Source organism: Reyranella aquatilis, assembly GCF_020880995.1.
GTDB classification, from domain to species: Bacteria; Pseudomonadota; Alphaproteobacteria; order Reyranellales; family Reyranellaceae; genus Reyranella; species Reyranella aquatilis.
In genome coordinates this window covers 51,292-67,083 of sequence record NZ_JAJISD010000002.1, presented here as the reverse complement: position 1 = coordinate 67,083, position 15,792 = coordinate 51,292, and the positions used below count along the sequence as shown (strand labels likewise).

Annotated in this window: 15 protein-coding genes; 5 read left to right on the top strand and 10 right to left on the bottom strand. The window is 66.4% G+C overall.

Going from position 1 to position 15,792, the window contains the following annotated elements; translation table 11 throughout:
- Positions 1-205: 205 nt before the first annotated feature.
- The 4 genes from LJ725_RS06175 to LJ725_RS06160 all read left to right on the top strand — a co-directional run bounded on the left by LJ725_RS06175 (position 206) and on the right by LJ725_RS06160 (position 3,095).
- Entirely contained in the window at positions 206-1,501 is a 1,296-nt protein-coding gene (locus LJ725_RS06175; RefSeq protein ID WP_230549767.1) for a hypothetical protein, read from the top strand.
- Position 1,502: 1 nt separating this feature from the next.
- Positions 1,503-2,117 carry a GNAT family N-acetyltransferase gene (locus LJ725_RS06170; protein WP_230549766.1) on the top strand — a complete coding sequence of 205 codons (615 nt, stop codon included), beginning with the start codon at positions 1,503-1,505 and terminating at the stop codon, positions 2,115-2,117.
- A gap of 13 nt (positions 2,118-2,130) precedes the next feature.
- On the top strand, positions 2,131-2,694 hold the full coding sequence (locus LJ725_RS06165; protein ID WP_230549765.1) for a GNAT family N-acetyltransferase: 564 nt from the start codon (positions 2,131-2,133) through the stop codon (positions 2,692-2,694).
- Positions 2,695-2,831: 137 nt separating this feature from the next.
- Positions 2,832-3,095 (top strand): hypothetical protein, encoded by a 264-nt coding sequence (locus LJ725_RS06160; RefSeq protein WP_230549764.1) that lies wholly within the window; start codon positions 2,832-2,834, stop codon positions 3,093-3,095.
- Between the two features lie 12 nt (positions 3,096-3,107).
- On the opposite strand, the gene LJ725_RS06155 is transcribed toward LJ725_RS06160, so the two are convergent.
- The 10 genes from LJ725_RS06155 to LJ725_RS06110 form a co-directional block, all read right to left on the bottom strand.
- On the bottom strand, positions 3,108-3,995 hold the full coding sequence (locus tag LJ725_RS06155; RefSeq protein ID WP_230549763.1) for an ABC transporter permease: 888 nt from the start codon (positions 3,993-3,995) through the stop codon (positions 3,108-3,110).
- Between the two features lie 5 nt (positions 3,996-4,000).
- The gene (locus LJ725_RS06150; RefSeq protein WP_230549762.1) at positions 4,001-4,942 is read right to left on the bottom strand and encodes an ABC transporter permease; all 942 of its coding nucleotides are present in this window, start codon (positions 4,940-4,942) and stop codon (positions 4,001-4,003) included.
- 9 nt (positions 4,943-4,951) lie between these two features.
- Positions 4,952-6,469 (bottom strand): ABC transporter substrate-binding protein, encoded by a 1,518-nt coding sequence (locus LJ725_RS06145; protein ID WP_408015723.1) that lies wholly within the window; start codon positions 6,467-6,469, stop codon positions 4,952-4,954.
- Positions 6,466-7,545: an ABC transporter ATP-binding protein gene (locus tag LJ725_RS06140; RefSeq protein WP_230549761.1), complete on the bottom strand. Its 1,080-nt coding sequence runs from the start codon at positions 7,543-7,545 to the stop codon at positions 6,466-6,468. Before LJ725_RS06140 ends, LJ725_RS06145 begins: the two co-directional genes overlap by 4 nt.
- Positions 7,542-8,525, bottom strand: coding sequence for an ABC transporter ATP-binding protein (locus LJ725_RS06135; protein ID WP_230549760.1), 984 nt, complete (start codon positions 8,523-8,525; stop codon positions 7,542-7,544). Before LJ725_RS06135 ends, LJ725_RS06140 begins: the two co-directional genes overlap by 4 nt.
- Before the next feature lie 19 nt (positions 8,526-8,544).
- Positions 8,545-10,350 (bottom strand): gamma-glutamyltransferase family protein, encoded by a 1,806-nt coding sequence (locus LJ725_RS06130; protein ID WP_230549759.1) that lies wholly within the window; start codon positions 10,348-10,350, stop codon positions 8,545-8,547.
- Between the two features lie 58 nt (positions 10,351-10,408).
- Positions 10,409-11,281: a CAF17-like 4Fe-4S cluster assembly/insertion protein YgfZ gene (gene ygfZ / locus LJ725_RS06125; protein WP_230549758.1), complete on the bottom strand. Its 873-nt coding sequence runs from the start codon at positions 11,279-11,281 to the stop codon at positions 10,409-10,411.
- An 83-nt stretch (positions 11,282-11,364) separates the two neighbouring features.
- Positions 11,365-13,218, bottom strand: coding sequence for an adenylyl-sulfate kinase (gene cysC, locus LJ725_RS06120; protein ID WP_230549757.1), 1,854 nt, complete (start codon positions 13,216-13,218; stop codon positions 11,365-11,367).
- Positions 13,218-14,192, bottom strand: a complete 975-nt coding sequence (gene cysD / locus LJ725_RS06115; RefSeq protein ID WP_408015722.1) for a sulfate adenylyltransferase subunit CysD — start codon at positions 14,190-14,192, stop codon at positions 13,218-13,220. The genes cysC and cysD overlap by 1 nt, the downstream gene beginning before the upstream one ends.
- Positions 14,155-15,192 (bottom strand): hypothetical protein, encoded by a 1,038-nt coding sequence (locus tag LJ725_RS06110; RefSeq protein WP_230549755.1) that lies wholly within the window; start codon positions 15,190-15,192, stop codon positions 14,155-14,157. Before LJ725_RS06110 ends, cysD begins: the two co-directional genes overlap by 38 nt.
- 278 nt (positions 15,193-15,470) lie before the next feature.
- On the opposite strand from LJ725_RS06110, the gene LJ725_RS06105 reads away from it, so the two are divergent.
- Positions 15,471-15,662 carry a hypothetical protein gene (locus LJ725_RS06105; RefSeq protein ID WP_230549754.1) on the top strand — a complete coding sequence of 64 codons (192 nt, stop codon included), beginning with the start codon at positions 15,471-15,473 and terminating at the stop codon, positions 15,660-15,662.
- Positions 15,663-15,792: the final 130 nt, after the last annotated feature.

Sequence of the window (15,792 nt, the reverse complement as noted above, 5' to 3'; positions counted from 1 at the left end):
TGGCCCCATCCTTAACGGACGAGACGGTCGTAGTTTATCCTACACCACTATCCGCGGAATGTCGTTTTCTGTCTCAAAATTGGCAGTTTAGGCGGTTTTCGGGGCCATTTCGGGCTCGGCGACAACCCCGGCCCAGTTATTCGTCAGTCGATCTGCCGGTTGTATATATCCGGATCGACGCCCGCATTGAGACCAGGAGACGCCCGTGGCCCCCACCAGGTCAGACGGAAATGCCGCCCCGGCAGCCGCCCGTACCGGCAAAATCAGCCGCTATCTGCGCAGTCCCTCGACGCGCATGGCCGCCCTGGGCGGACTTTTAACATACTTGAGCTATGCGTATGCGCACGGCAGTTGGGCTAACCCCACGCTGATCGGCGTGTCAATCTTCGTTGGGGTATTCCTTCCGAGCTACGCCAAGCTCAGTAACAAGGCCGAACTTTGGGCAAACAACCAGTTCGGCTTCGTCACGGGCGGCCGGTTCGGCCGGTTCGTCCCGCAATTGGCGTTCAACCTGGTGATGTTCTGGCTGATGTTATGGGGGGGTGCGCTCAACCAAGCGGGAATTGCGTCCGTGGGCGGCTTTGCCGGCGCCGCGGTGGTCACCACGTTGGCCTCGCAAGGAACCCAGTACCTGGGCGGCTATCTCGTCGCGCGGGGGATCGGGGATGCGAACCGCAACACCCTCGTCGGCATTCTGGTCAACGTCACCCTGGCGGCCCTCGGCACGGCCGGCGTGCCGGGCGCCCGGGAGGGGTTCCTGCTGCTGGGCTTTGGGCTGGGCGGGACGCTCTTCCTGGTCGGGCTGCTCTCGGACCTTCGGTCGGTGATAGCCCCGAAGGGCGGCATCGGGCTGTTCTTCGGCACCTTCAATCCCTTCCACAACAGCCACATCGCGCTGCTACGGGCGGCCATCGACCAGCGGGGCCTCGACAAGGTCATCATCCATCCGGTGCTGATCCCGAAGCTGCACGTGGACGCCTTCCGCAAGGGCGAGATCCGGGTCGGTCAGCTCAAGGATGGCTTCCAGATCTACGAGAAGACGGACAAGGCCGACTCCAACGTCGACTACTTCCCGACCGGGAACGTGTTCCTGCCTCCGGAAACCCGGGTCGCCCTGATCGAGCTTTCGCTGGCGGAGGCCGGCCTCGCCGACAAGGTCGAGGTCGCGGTCTATTCCGACGTCTATTACGCGCGCGGCTTCCAGGGCGTGATCGCCGAGATCAAGCGGCGGCATCCCGGTGTCCGACTACACATCATCCATGGCACGGACTTCGGCGGCATGCTGGTTCGGCAGATCGCCGACGAATGCGGCTGGATCTACCCCTGGTGCATCCTGCGCCGCGACAAGGTTTCGGCCACCGCCATACGGCGCGGTGCGAAGGGCATGACGCCCCCTGTCGTCACCGATGTGCTCGCGCAGATTTCACAGAATCTTCCGACAGTAACGGCCGGTGGCCGACACTTTCGGAATGACAATGGCGTACTGACCGAGGGGAAGTGACATGACCGACCAACCGACCGCCGACCAGAGCAACCGGCCCGAGATCACGATCAAGCTGGCATCGACCTCCGACGAGATGATGCAGTGCTTCATGCTGCGCGCTGCCGTCTTCATGGGGGAGCAGCAGTGCCCCTACTGGGAGGAGTATGACGGCAACGACTACACGGCCAGCCATCTGATCCTGTACGTCGATGGCGAGCCCGCCGCCTCGATCCGCGTGCGCTGGTTCTCGGGCTTCGCCAAGCTCGAACGCGCCATCATCCTGAAGCGCTACCGCTCGTACGGCCTGTTCCTGCCGTTCGTGAACTGGGCCAAGGAATTCTGCCGCAAGAAGGGCTATCCCAAGGCCTACCTGCACGGCCAGAAGCGCCTTTGGCCGATCTTCGAGAAGGACGGATTCCGCAAGGTCGACGACAAGGTCTTCCACTTCTCCGACCATGAATACGGCGCCTTCGCCTGCGACCTCGACGTCGGCGAGAACGCCCCGACGGTCACGACCGACCCGATGGTCTTGAACCGTCCCGAGGACCAGCTCGACATGCCGGGCATCCTCGAGCAGTCGATGGAGCGCGGGGCGTCCAATCCGCATGCGGAATGGACCGAGCGCCGCGGCTGAGGGAGCAGGACACATGGACACCACCCGTTCGATCGGCGGCCAGCCCGTCACCATCAAGCTTGCGATGAAGATGGAGGATTCCCTCCAGGCTTTCGCCGTGCGCGCCGCCTGCTTCATCGGAGAACAGGACATCCCGTACTCCGAGGAATTCGACGGACACGATTTCGGCGCCACCCACATCATCGCCTATCTCGGCGAGGAGCCGGTAGGCGCGGTTCGCCTGCGCTGGTTCCAGTCCTTCGCGATGCCGGAGCGGCTGGCCGTCATGCAGCGCTTCCGCGGCAACAACATCGGCGAGCTCCTCATCGAGCGCTGCCGCAAGCTGGCGGAAAGCCGTGGAGCGCGGATGCTCTACACGCAGGCCCTTCCGCGGGACATCAAGTACCTGGAAAAGCAGGGCTGGCGGCGCGTCGAAGCCGGCGATACCGGCAAGGGGCCGAAGCGCCTGGTTGCGATGACCATGCCGGTCGATCCGGGCAAGCCGCTGGCGGATGCCGATGCCCCCGACTCCGTGACGGTGCGCAACGAGCCCCAACTCGACGCCAACGGCCTGCCTCTCGGCAGCAGCCGCGGCTGACGCTCGCTTCCGGACCGGCCGTCGATCCAGGACACGGCCCGTCGGATTGCCCTCGCCTGGCATCGCTTTTGCGGTAGGCTTGTGTAACCGGCGACAGCCGGACCAGGGGAAGCGTTGCAAGCGGCAGGCGGGTAGAGATGGCGGACGTCTTCGAAATCATCATCGAACCGAACATCAGGCGGCGGCGCGGTCGCGCCCCGCTTTCGGAAAAGAAACGGGCGGCGGCCCTGTTCAGGGTGTGGCATGCGGTGCGCGAGATGATCGACGAGGCCCAGAGCCTCGGCGACGGTGAGCTCGTGCATTTCCTGGCCGTGTCGCAGTTGCTCGTCGAGGAGCGTGTGACGATGCTCACCAGCGGCGTTCCGGCCTTCGCCTCGGTGGATACGTCGTTGCCGAACTGAGCCCTTCGCCGCTTACTTGTGGCGAGGGTCCAGAGCGTCGCGCAGTCCGTCGCCCAGCAGGTTGAACGACAGGACCGCGAAGAAGATCGCGAAGCCCGGCCAGAAGGCCATCCATGGCGCTTGCGCGATGAAGCGCTGCGCGGAGTTCAGCATGCTGCCCCACGAAGGTGCCGGCGGCTGCTGGCCCAGTCCCAGGAAAGACAGCGCCGCCTCGGCGATGATCGCGCCGGCGATAGCGAGCGAGGCCTGCACCAGCAGCGGTGGCACGATGTTGGGCAGGACGTGGCGCAGCGCGATGCGCCAGTGCGGATTTCCGACGGCGCGCGCGGCCTCGACATAGTCCTCGACCTTGGCGGCGAGGGTCTGGCCGCGCGTCAGGCGGATGAACACGGGCGTCGCCGTGACGCCGATCGCGATCATCGCATTGGTCAGGCTGGGTCCCAGGAAGGCCGCCAGGGCGATCGCCAGGATCAGGAACGGGATGGCCAGCATCGCGTCGACGACGCGCGACAGAACGGCGTCGATCCAGCCGCCGGCATAGCCCGCCAGCAGGCCGAGCGGAACACCGATGCCGAGCGCGATTCCGACCGAGACGACTCCCGCGCTGAGCGAGGCCCGGGCGCCCCAGATGATGCGGGCCAGCACGTCGCGGCCGACCTCATCGGTGCCGAGCCAGTGCGCCCAGGACGGCGGCTTGCGCACCTGGGTGAAGCTGGTGGCAATGGGATCGTAGGGCGAGATCAACGGCGCCAGGATCGCGACCAGCACGAACAGCACGACGACCACCAGGCCGAACATCGCACCCTTGCGACGCTTGAGGCGCCGCCAGGCACGCGCCCAGGGATTCTCCTCGCGGGCGTCGGTTGTCGGGACTGTCGGGGTGACGGCGGCGGCGGTCATGTCGGTCAGCCTCGCAGCCGCGGATTGACGAGCACGTAGGCCACGTCGGCCAGCAGGTTCAACACGATGTAGGTCGTCGCCGTGACCAGGACGACGCCCTGCACCACGGCATAGTCGCGATTGAACACCGAATCGACGATCAGTTTGCCGAATCCCGGAATGGTGAAGATCTGCTCGGTCAGCACGGCGCCGGAAAGCAGCGTGCCGAATTCGAGAGCGCCGAGGGTGATGACCGGCGTCATCGCATTGCGCAGCGCGTGCTTCAGCACGACCCGCCGTTCGTAAAGGCCCTTGGCGCGGGCGGTCCGAACATAGTCGGCCCCCATCGCCTGCAGCATGGCGCTGCGGGTGTGACGCATCAGGACGGCGGCGATCGCATTGCCCAGCACGAAGGCCGGCATCACGGTGGTCGCGAGGCTGGCGCGCCAATCCTCGCCCAGCCGGACGTAGCCCGAGGCCGGCAACCAGCCGAGCGTGACGGAGAACAGGAAGATCATCAGGATGCCCAGCCAGAAATTGGGCGTGCTGAGGCCCCACAGGGCGAAGACGTTGGCGCCATAGTCCCAGCCGGTGTCCTTCTTCACCGCCGAGATGATGCCGGCCGGGATGCCGATGCCCAGCGCCACGACCAGCGCCATGGCGGCGAGTTGCAGGGTCACCGGCAGCTTCTCGGCCACCAGCGAGGAGACCGAGGCCTTGAGGCGCATCGACTCGCCCAGGTTTCCGGAGAGTACGCCCTTGATCCAGTAGAAGTACTGGACGGGAATCGGCTCGTTCAGCCGGTACTGCTCGCGGATCTCCTCGAGCACCTTCGGGTCGCGTTCCTCGCCCGCCATGATCAGCGCCGGATCGCCCGGCAGGAGCTGCTGCAGGCCGAAGATCAGCATCGACACCAGGATCAGCGTCGGGATGATCTGCAGCAGCCGCTGGGAAAGGAAGGTCAGCAAGGCTCGATCTTACTTGAGCTTGACGCCGACGACGCGGATCAGGCCGTCGGGCATCTGCTTGTAGCCGTCGACCTTGTCGGACAGCGCGACCAGCACCCGCCGGTGGTAGAGGTACTTGATCGAGCCCTGTGGCAGGTAGCGCGCCGTGATCTTCTCGTAGATCTTCTTGCGTTCCGCGGGGTCGCTCTTGATGCGCGCTTCGTTGTGCCAGGCATCGACTTCCTTGTCGCAATAGCCCGAGTTGTTCTGCGGCTGCCCGCAGACCTGGAAGATGTAGGAATTACCGTCGGGATCGCTGCGGCCGGACCAGCCGATGAGATAAAGCTGGTACTCGCCGCTCTCCGACTGCTTGAGCGAGGTCGCGAACTCCGTCACCCGGATCTTGAGGTCGAAGCCGGTCTCCGCGACCATCGACTGCAGAACCTCCGCGACCTGCCGGGTCTCGGGATTGTTCGGCACCATGAAGTCGAGCGACATGCGGCCGGTGACGCCGGCCTCCTTGAGCAGTGCCTTGGCCTTGGCGACGTCGCGCTTCGGAACCGGGAATGCCTGCTGATAATAGGGGTTGGTCGGGTTGATCCACTGGTTGCCGACCACGAACTCGCCGTTGAAGACGACCTGGTTCAGGGCCTCGCGATCGATCGACAGCTCGAAGGCCTGGCGGACGCGGGCGTCCTTGGCGAGCGGCGTGTCGGCCTTCGGCCCGTTGGACAGGTTGATGGTGAGGCCCTGGTAGCCCAGCTCCACGGCCGTCACGAGCCTGAGCTTCGGATTGTCACGCACCGTCTTGATGTCGGTCGCCAGCACGCGCTCGATCATGTCGAGGCTGCCGGAGCGCAAATTGGCCAGGCGCACGGTCGAATCGGTGATCGGCAGGTAGGTGATCCTGTCGATGAACACCTGGTCCTTGTTCCAGTAGTCGGCGAACTTCTCGACGACGATGCGGTCCTGCTGGACGCGCTCCACGAATCTGTAGGGGCCGGCGCAGACGGGCTTCAGGCCGAACTTGTCGCCGGCAGCCTCGGCGGCCTTGGGCGAGACCATCATGCCGGCACGGTCGGTGAGCTGCGCCAGCAGCGGCGAGAAGGGCTCCTTCAGGTTCAGCTTGATGGTGGCCGGATCGACGACGTCGATCGACTCGATGGAAGCGAGCTCGGGCCTGCGGAACGAGCCCTTCATGTTGAGATGGCGTTCGAGACTGTACTTCGCCGCCGCCGCGTCGAATGGCTCGCCGTCATGGAACTTCACGCCCGATCGCAGCTTGAGCGTGACGGTCTTTCCGTCGGCCGAGGTCTCGTGCGCGGTGGCAAGCTGCGGCACGACATTGAGCTTTTCGTCGATGTCGAACAGCTTGTCGCAAATCGACGCAAAGACGATGCGTCCGACATAGGTGCGGGCGAGCGTCGGATCGAGAACGTCGGGATCCTCGGCCAGGCCGATCCGAAGATTGCTCTGGGCGGCCGCGCCGCCGAGGGCGAAGCCCATGAATGTGGCGGCGAGCGCCAGCCGATGGAGCGTCTTCTTCATGTTGCCTCCATTTGTGAAGTGACGAATGCCGCCTGAAGGCGGGCGAGCCGGATGCGGTCCTGGTCGTCGGCCCTGTCCTCGACGAGCGAAGGCGCGGGCGGAAGTTCCGGCCACCAGGGACAGGCGGTCGAATGTCCCGTGCCGTCGTCGGCGAGCAGCGGCGCGTCGACCCGGCAGGATTCGCGAGCGAAGCGGCAGCGCGTGTGGAAGCGGCAGCCCGGCGGCGGGTTCATGGCGCTCGGGATGTCGCCTTCGAGCAGCGCCCGCTCCCGCACGACCGTGGGATCCGGGAGCGGCACCGCCGACAGCAGCGCGCGGGTGTAGGGATGGCGCGGATTGCGGAAGAGCTCGTCCGTCGCGGCCGTCTCCACGATCTTGCCGAGGTACATGACGGCGATCCGGTCGGCGATGTGCTTCACCACGGCGAGATCGTGGCTGATGAAGACGTAGGCGAGCCCGAAACGCGCCTGGAGGGACCGCATCAGGTTGATGACCTGCGCCTGGATCGAGACGTCGAGCGCGGAGACCGGCTCGTCGGCCACGATGAGCTGCGGCTCGACCGCGAGGGCGCGCGCGATGGCCAGGCGCTGGCGCTGGCCGCCGGAGAATTCGTGCGGATAGCGGCGCGCGTGTTCGGGCCGCAGGCCCACCAATTCGAGCAGCTCGCCGACACGGGTGCGGCGCGCCGCGTCCGAGGGGGCGAGCCGGTGCAGCATCAGCGGTTCGCTCAGCATGGCACCCACCGTCATGCGTGGGTTGAGCGAGGCGTAGGGGTCCTGAAAGATGATCTGCATGCGCCGCCGCTGGGCGCGCATCTGCGAGTCGGGCAGGGCGAGCAGGTCCTGCCCTTCGAAGCGCACGCTGCCGCCGGTCGGTTCGAGGAGACGCAGGACCAGTCGTCCGACCGTCGACTTGCCGCAGCCCGATTCGCCCACGATGGCAAGTGTCTCGCCGGCATTGAGATGGAAGTCGACACCGTCGACGGCGCGGACATGGCCCGACAGGCGCCCGAAGGCGCCCTGCCTGACCGGAAAGTGCTTGGCGAGACCCTGCACCTCGAGCAGCGGTCCGCTCATGCCGCGACCTGCGAGAGCGGCGCGCGGCGGCACCGGCTGAGATGGCCGGGCGCGACTTCGATCAGCTGCGGCGGGGCGGCCCGGCACTCCGGTTCGACGAAGGGACACCGCGCGGCGAAGCGGCAGCCCGCCGGCGGCCGGGTCATATCGGGCACGCGGCCCTCGATCGAGGGCAGCCGCTCGCGCCTTTCGTCGAGCCGGGGGATCGAGCCCAGCAGGCCCACCGTGTAGGGATGCTCCGGCCGGGCGAAGAGATCGCGTACCGCCGCGCGTTCGACGATCTGGCCGGCGTACATGACGGCCACGTCGTCGGCCATCTCCGCCACCACGCCGAGATCGTGGGTGATCAGGATGATGGCAGTGCCGGTGTCGCGCCGCAGGGCGCGCATCAGATCGAGGATTTGCGCCTGGATGGTGACGTCGAGGGCCGTCGTCGGCTCGTCGGCGATCAGCAACTGCGGCCCGCAGGCCAGCGCCATGGCGATCATGGCGCGCTGGCGCATGCCGCCGGAGAGTTTGTGCGGATAGTCGTCGACACGCTTCTCGGGCACCGAGATGCGCACCAGTTTCAGCACCTCGATGGCGCGCGCCCGCGCCGCCGCATTGTCGAGCCCCTGATGGCGCTGGATCGCCTCGATGATCTGGTCGCCGATCGTGTAGGCCGGATTGAGCGAGGTCATCGGCTCCTGGAAGATCATCGCCAGCCGCGCGCCGCGCAGATCGCGGATCAGGTGCGCATCCAGGGAGAGCAGGTCGCGTCCCTCGAACATCACCTGACCGCCGACCATGGAGTTTTCCGGCGGCAGCAGGCCCATGATGGCGAGCGACGTCACGCTCTTGCCGCAACCCGACTCGCCCACGAGGCCGAGCGTCCGGCCGCGCCCCAGCGCCAGATCGAGCCCGTCGACCGCATGGACGACACCGTCGTCCGTCGCGAAATCGACCGTCAGCCCGCGCAGCTCCAGCAGCGCTTCGGTCATGGGCGACAAGAGAGCTGCATCAACGGCCCGCCGCGTAGCCTTGCATGCCGCGCGGATTGGCGGCTGCCTTGCGCCACGGATCGTCGCGTGTCGCGGCGGTGAGGCGGCCTTCGGACCACGCGTCGTTCACCTCGACCTCGTGGCCGCGCTTCTTCAGTTCGGCGACGGTGTCCTTGGGAATGCGGCCTTCGAGCACCAGCACGCCCGGTCGGGCGGTGCGCGGCCAGAAGGAGGAGGGGAAGTGCTCGCTGTGCCAGGCCGGCGCGTCGATCGCTTCCTGCAGGTTCATGTCGCAATGGACGTGGCGCAGGAAGTGCTGGGTGATCCACTGGTCCTGCTGGTCGCCACCGGGCGAGCCCCAGACCATGTACGGCTTGCCGTCACGATGGGCCAAGGTCGGCGTAAGCGTGCTGCGCGGCCGCTTGCCCGGCGCCAGCGACCCCGGCAGGCCCTCTTCCAGCCAGAACATCTGGCCGCGCGTGCCCAGCGGAAAGCCCAGTTCGGGAATGACCGGCGAGCTCTGCAGCCAGCCGCCCGAGGGCGTGGCCGAGATCATGTTGCCGTCCTTGTCGATGATGTCGAAATGCACCGTGTCGCCGTTGGTCTGGCCGACGCGTCCGACCGTGGGCTCCCCGGCGCCGCTCGACGCCACGCCCAGGCGCACGCCGTCGGCGCGCCGCAGCTTCACGACGCCGCCATAGCCGTCGACCTTGCCCGGCCGCTGCTCCAGCGATGCCGAGGCGGGATCGATCAGGTTGCGACGGTCGTCGTTGTAGGCATCGGACAGCAGGGTCTGCATCGGCACGTCGACGAAAGCCGGATCGCCATAGAAGGCCTCGCGATCGGCATAGGCGAGCTTCAGGCATTCGACCTGCAGGTGGATGAAGTCGGGGCTGGTCGGATCCATGCCGTCGAGGTCGAAGCCCTTGAGCAGGGCGAGTTGCTGCAGGACCACCGGGCCCTGCGTCCAGGTGTGCGCCTTGCAAACCGTGTACCGGCCGTAGTCGTAGGTGAGCGGTGCCTCCACCGTGGCCTGCCATTTCGCCATGTCCTGGCCGGTCAGCACGCCCCTGTTGGCCTTGCCCGACACGTCCATGACGTCCTGCGTGCGGCAGAAACTGTCGATCGCCTCGGCGACGAAGCCCTGGCTCCAGGCCCGCCGCGCGCGCTCGATCTCGGCCTCGCGACCGCCGCCGCCGGCCTCCGCCTCTTTGAGGATGCGGGCATAGGTATTGCCGAGCGTGACGTTGCGAAAGAGGGACTCGGGCTTGGGAACGTCCCCGCCCGGCAGGAAGACGGCGGCCGAAGTCTTCCAATGGGTGCGGAACTGCTCGGCGACGGTGGCGATGGTGGCACTCGCGCGCTCGACGAGCGCATGACCGTTGAGCCAGTAGCCGATGGCCGGCGACAGCACGTCGGCAAGTCGCATCGTGCCGTAGTCGCGCAGCACCAGCATGTAGGCGTCGAACGTGCCGGGAATGCAGGCCGGCAGGAGGCCGGTTCCCGGAATGAGATCGAGGCCCAGGCTCTTGTAGTGGGCGATCGTGGCGCCGGCCGGCATCGGGCCCTGGCCGCAGACGACCTCGGTCTTGCCGCGGCGGACGTCGTGCAGGATCAGCGGCGCGTCTCCGCCGGGTCCGCAGAGATGAGGCTCGACGACCTGCAGGGTGAAGGCCGTGGCAACCGCCGCGTCGAAGGCGTTGCCGCCTCGCTCGAGGATGCCCATGCCGACGGCGGTCGCGATCCAGTGCGTGGAAGTGACGACGCCGAAGGTGCCTACAATCTCCGGCCGCGTGGTGAAGGGATTGGGATTGATACGGTTCACTGGAATCTCCTCGCGCGACCGGCGCGGAGGAGACCTTAGAGCCCGTATGCCCTAGCCGCTAGGGGGACGGGTTTTCCGGCAACCGCATCCAGGTGGGGATTTCCGGCACGATGCGCGCATCGCCGGCCGTCAATGGACCGGTGCGGGCGGCTTCCAGCTTCAGCATCGCAAGCGCACGGTCGCCCATGCCGGACCGAACCTCACCCACTTCTTCGCCGTTCTGATGGACGGGTGTGCCGGCTTCCGGCAGCGTGCCCTCGACCCTTACCGGGAACAGTCGCTTCTTGATCAGGGCGCGGTACTTGGTGCGGGCCGTCAACTCCTGGCCCATGTAGCAGCCCTTCTTCCAGTCGACTCCGTTCAACTCGTCGAAGCCGTTTTCGAGCAGCAGCGCCTTCTCGACCTGCAGATCGCGGCTGCCGTCGGGCACGCCCAGCGGCAGGCGCAGCGCATCGTAGGCCACCAGCGGCGCTTCGGAGAGGCCACGGGCGGAAAGCAGCGTCGCCGCCTGCCCGGCGGCAGCGATGACACGGACCCCGAGGGTCGGGAGGCGGGGATCGGCGAACGTCACGGCGTTCTCGAGGCCCAGTGCCCGGGAGGCGTCGTCGCCGAACACCGCGGCGACCTCCAGCGCGGCGCTCCGGTCCTCCACCACGACCTTGGAGCGCAGCGTGTACATCTTGAGCTTCCGGGCGAGTGCCGGCGCGCGCTCGCGTTCCGTCTCGAGGTAGAAGACATCCTGCCCGGCATCGACGACGAACATGTCGTTCAGGAAACGCCCCTGCGGCGTCAGCAGGGCCGCCCAGACGGCATGACCGGGCGCGACCTTCCGCGTGTCGTTCGAAATCAGGCCCTGCAGGAACTCGACGCGGTCGGCGCCGGCCACGGAGATGACGCTGCGATGGGGCAGCAGGCTGAATTTGGAGGACATGCTTCAGAGTTGGGGCTGCGCACGGCCCTTGGCAAGCGCCTCAAGTCCATTGAAAAGGTATGGCTAATTGCGGTCGCGGCGCCTCAGTCGAGGATGCCGCGCTGCCGCAGCGACTGCAGCACCAGCTCGACTTCCTGCTCCACCGACAGGTCCGCCGTCCGCAGGTGCAGGTCGGGAGCCTCGGGCGGCTCGTAGGCCGAATCCAGTCCGGTGAAGTTCGCGATCTTGCCTTCCCGCGCCTTGCGGTAGAGGCCCTTGGGATCGCGGCGTTCACATTCGGCGAGCGAGGTATCGACGAAGATCTCGAGGAATTCGTCGGCTCCCAGCCGTTCGCGCGCCAGCTGGCGCTCGGCCCGGAAGGGCGAAATGAACGACACCAGCACGATCAGGCCGGCATCCGCCAGCAGGCGCGCCACCTCGATCACGCGCCTTATGTTCTCCACCCGGTCGGTGTCGGTGAAGCCCAGGTCGCGGTTGAGGCCGTGGCGGATGTTGTCGCCGTCGAGAATGTAGGTGTGACATCCCCGCGCCAGGAGTCGCCGGTCGATCGCATCCGCGACCGTGGACTTGCCCGAGCCGGAGAGGCCCGTGAACCAAAGCACGGCCGGCCGGTGTCCCTTGATGGCCGAACGTGCGGAGCGGTCCGTGCTGAAATTCTGCCACGTCAGATTGCCGGCGCGGCGCAGCGGAAAGCGGATCATGCCAGCGCCGACGGTGCCGTTGGTGACCCGGTCGATCAGGATGAAGTTGCCGGTGTTGCGATTGTCCGCATAGGCATCGAAGGCGGCCGATCGGTCGAGGGCGAGATTGGCGAACCCGATCTGATTGACGTCGAGCTGCTTTGCCGCGCGGCCGGCGCCGGTGTTCATGTCCAGCCGGTGCTTCAGTTCCGTCACCGTCGCCGTGTAGGTCGCGGTTCCCAGTCGCATGACATAGGGGCGACCCGGCAGCATGGGGGCATCGTCGAGCCAGACGAGGTCGGCGGCGAACTGGTCGGCAAGATGAGGGGGCGCTTCGCACCCGGTGATGAGATCGCCGCGGGAGACGTCGACGGCCTCCGCGAGCGTGAGCGTCACCGCCTGTCCGGCCTGCGCCGCCTCCAGATCGCCGCCAAAGGTAACGATCCGGGAAACGTGACTGCGGACACCCGACGGCAGGACGGCGATCTCGTCGCCGACCCGCACCCGTCCGCCGAGAATCGTGCCGGCATAGCCCCGGAAACCGGTCGCGCCGCGATTGACCCATTGCACGCCGAAGCGGAAGGGCTTGCCGGAGGCATCGGCGATCTCGACTGTCTCGAGATAGCGCAGCAGCGTCGGGCCCTCGTACCACGGCATCGCATCGCTCTGCCTGATGACGTTGTCGCCTCGCAGCGCCGAAACCGGGATGCTCGTGACATCCGAAAGACCGAGCCGCTCGGCCATCGATGCGTAGGCCGCCACGATGTCGGCGAAATCGCGCTGCCGGTAGTCGATCAGGTCCATCTTGTTGACGGCCAGAACGACGCGACGGATGCCCATCTTCGAAACGATCGCGCTGTGGCGCCAGGTCTGGCTCAGAAGGCCCTTCGACGCGTCCACCAGGACGATGGCAACGTCCGAGGCCGAAGCCCCGGTTGCCATGTTGCGCGTGTACTGTTCGTGGCCGGGCGTGTCGGCAAGGATGAAGCGACGGCGCGGCGTCGTGAAGAACCTGTAGCCGACGTCGATGGTGATGCCCTGCTCGCGTTCGGCTTGCAGGCCGTCGAGAAGCATCGCGTAGTCGGGAAGACCGTTGTTCGCCGAGCTTGGAACGGCGTTCCGCAGCTGGTCGTCGGGAACGGCACCGGCATCGGCCAGCAGTCGGCCGATCAGCGTGCTCTTGCCGTCATCGACGCTGCCGCAGGTGATGAGGCGCAGCAGATCCCGCTGCGCCGGGCCGACGATCGTCGCGTCCATCAGAAATAGCCCTCGGCCTTGCGGCGTTCCATCGAACCGCCCGAACCGTGGTCGATCGCCCGGCCCTGGCGTTCGGACGTCCGGCCGTCGGCGAGTTCGGCGATGATGGCCTCGATCGTGGTCGCCCGGGATTCGACGGCGCCGGTGAGCGGATAGCATCCGAGCGTGCGGAACCTGATCCAGCGCTGCTGCGGCACTTCGTTGGGCCGCAGCGGCAGGCGGGAGTCGTCGACCATGATGAGCATCCCGTCGCGCTCGACGACCGGCCGCTGTGCGGCGAAGTAGAGCGGTACGACCGGGATATTTTCCCGCGCGATGTAGGTCCAGACGTCGAGTTCGGTCCAGTTGGACAGCGGGAACACGCGGGCGCTTTCGCCCGGTCCCAGCCGGTTGTTGTAGAGCTGCCAGAGTTCGGGTTGCTGGCGGCGCGGGTCCCACCGATGCGACGCGTTGCGGCGGGAGAATATCCTCTCCTTGGCGCGGGACGGCTCCTCGTCCCGGCGCGCGCCCCCGATCGCGGCGTCGAACGCATGGTGATCCAGCGCCTGCTTCAGCGCTTCCGTCTTCATCACGTCAGTATGGACGGCGGCGCCGTGGGTGATGGGATTGACGCCGGCCTTCAATCCCTCCTGATTGGTGTGCACGATGAGGTCGAGACCCAGTTCGCGGGCGCGCCGGTCACGAAAGGCGATCATTTCCCGGAACTTCCAGGTCGTGTCGACATGGAGAACCTTGAAAGGCGGCTTCGCGGGATAGAATGCCTTGAGTGCGAGATGCAGCAGGACCGAGGAGTCCTTGCCGATGGAGTACATCAGCACGGGATTGGAGAACACGGCCACGGTCTCCCGCAGCACGTGGATGCTCTCGGCTTCCAGCTGCTCGAGGTAGGTCAGGGAGACTGGCACGCCGGCTTGTCCTTGCTTCAGGGGCACGGCCTCAGCGCGACGCGCGCTTCCTGTGCCACTCTTCGTCATTATAGGCCAGGCGGATCGACGGAGCACGCTGCGCCGGCCACGCGAAGAGCCGGCAATCGATGCCCATGCCGCCAAGCATGGAGACTGCCTCGTCCCGCAGTTCGGGATCCATCGGTTGTTCCCGCTCGGTGTCGTCCGAGGCGCGCATGTGGCTCTGGCTGTTGCGGCCGTTGCGGGTGCCATCGAGCGAGCGGCCGAGCCTGCCTTCGATCGCACGCATGTGTTCCTTGCGGGCCAGCCGCACGGCGGCAGGAAGCATCGGCCAGGGGCGGCGGGTCGCCGAAAAATGATCGAGCAGCGCCGTCAGCGTTTCGACCGGGCGGTCGATCAGACCTTCATAAGGGACCAGCTTGACGAGCCCAGGGTAGCGGGCGGCCTGTTCCTGGTAGGACACGAACTGGCGCGCATAGGAGTTCAGGGCCGCCTCGAAGAGATACTCGCGGAACGACATGTCCGCCACCGGGCGCCCACGGAGCACGTGGTAGGCCGGGCTCACGTGCGCCTGACAGTAGCGGAAGTACGACGCAGCCTGGTCGATGGGGTTTCGATAGACGAGCGCGATTGGAGCGCCGCGCCCCTTTCGGGCCGCGCGGTCCATCGCCGGGACCTTGATGGGGGCGAAATCGTAGGTCGCCAGATCGACGGGTGTGTTCCGGTAGCTCTCTTCCTCGTGAAGAGCGTCGTAGCCCCGAACGTGGAAGCTGCCCTGTTTCCACCAGTCCGGTTGGTCCGTGCGGTTTGCGAAGCCGGGGCAGACCGTGTGCCCGATGAACAGGTGATCGTCGGGCAGCGTTCCCGCGACGCGAAACAGCGGCCCCCCCCTGAAGCGCTCGAAGTCGAAGGCAGGACCCTGTGGATTACCGACGATTTCCCCGGTCAGCAGGTCGTCGAGGCGGCCGCCCTGGTCGAGATGGCAGACGAAGGAGAAGACGTACCGCAGGAACCACGTGCCCGAACGGGGTACGGTCGAAAGGACGGGGAGCCGATAATTTCCGAACATGTGTACGATACGAGGGAAGTACCCTTGCTCTCCCCACTCTTGATTACATTAATCTTAACAGGCCATGGCGGGGGCGGCCTCTTTTTTTTGATCACGGTTGCTCACACGAGCCATTCCGGTTGTAGAACCTGTCGTTCACTAGCTTGGCTCGTTTGTTGCGTTGCGGTCGTCGCGTACCTCTTGGTGATGTCTGGCGAAGCGGAGATTCACATTGCCGTGAGCGGGGCCGAGGATGAAGAATATCCTGTGGTTGGTCTGCCTGTTGGCCACCCGCAGTCTTGGCGCCAATCGAACTGTTCCAGCCTTCGGGCTTCATGGCCGATGCGGGCATGGACCGCCATCTGGCCCATGCCGGGCATCGTGAGGCGAGGTTCGGCGCTCTCGACTATCTCGGTCTGGCCTGCTTGTTCGCGATGCACATGATCCAGACGTCGGCGGTGGGTGATCGGGCTGTGGCTTGCGGCGGATAGGATCGGATCCGCCGACGGGCCAGACGTCGTGATCGCGGCGCGGCTCGCACGGGCTGATCGCCTTTATTCTCCTCATCATCGCCGCCGGGTGGAGGCACTGGCGCCGTGCGCGAAACGGACTTCTCGCCAA

Excerpts from the sequence above, each read along its gene's own strand:
- cysC (WP_230549757.1), bottom strand. The coding sequence starts at position 13,218 with ATGGACGCGACGATCGTCGGCCCGGCGCAGCGGGATCTGCTGCGCCTC.
- LJ725_RS06165 (WP_230549765.1), top strand. The coding sequence starts at position 2,131 with ATGGACACCACCCGTTCGATCGGCGGCCAGCCCGTCACCATCAAGCTT.
- LJ725_RS06135 (WP_230549760.1), bottom strand. The coding sequence starts at position 8,525 with ATGACCGAAGCGCTGCTGGAGCTGCGCGGGCTGACGGTCGATTTCGCG.
- ygfZ (WP_230549758.1), bottom strand. The coding sequence starts at position 11,281 with ATGTCCTCCAAATTCAGCCTGCTGCCCCATCGCAGCGTCATCTCCGTG.
- LJ725_RS06155 (WP_230549763.1), bottom strand. The coding sequence starts at position 3,995 with ATGACCGCCGCCGCCGTCACCCCGACAGTCCCGACAACCGACGCCCGC.
- cysD (WP_408015722.1), bottom strand. The coding sequence starts at position 14,192 with ATGACGAAGAGTGGCACAGGAAGCGCGCGTCGCGCTGAGGCCGTGCCC.
- LJ725_RS06160 (WP_230549764.1), top strand. The coding sequence starts at position 2,832 with ATGGCGGACGTCTTCGAAATCATCATCGAACCGAACATCAGGCGGCGG.
- LJ725_RS06145 (WP_408015723.1), bottom strand. The coding sequence starts at position 6,469 with ATGAAGAAGACGCTCCATCGGCTGGCGCTCGCCGCCACATTCATGGGC.
- LJ725_RS06170 (WP_230549766.1), top strand. The coding sequence starts at position 1,503 with ATGACCGACCAACCGACCGCCGACCAGAGCAACCGGCCCGAGATCACG.
- LJ725_RS06110 (WP_230549755.1), bottom strand. The coding sequence starts at position 15,192 with ATGTTCGGAAATTATCGGCTCCCCGTCCTTTCGACCGTACCCCGTTCG.
- LJ725_RS06140 (WP_230549761.1), bottom strand. The coding sequence starts at position 7,545 with ATGAGCGGACCGCTGCTCGAGGTGCAGGGTCTCGCCAAGCACTTTCCG.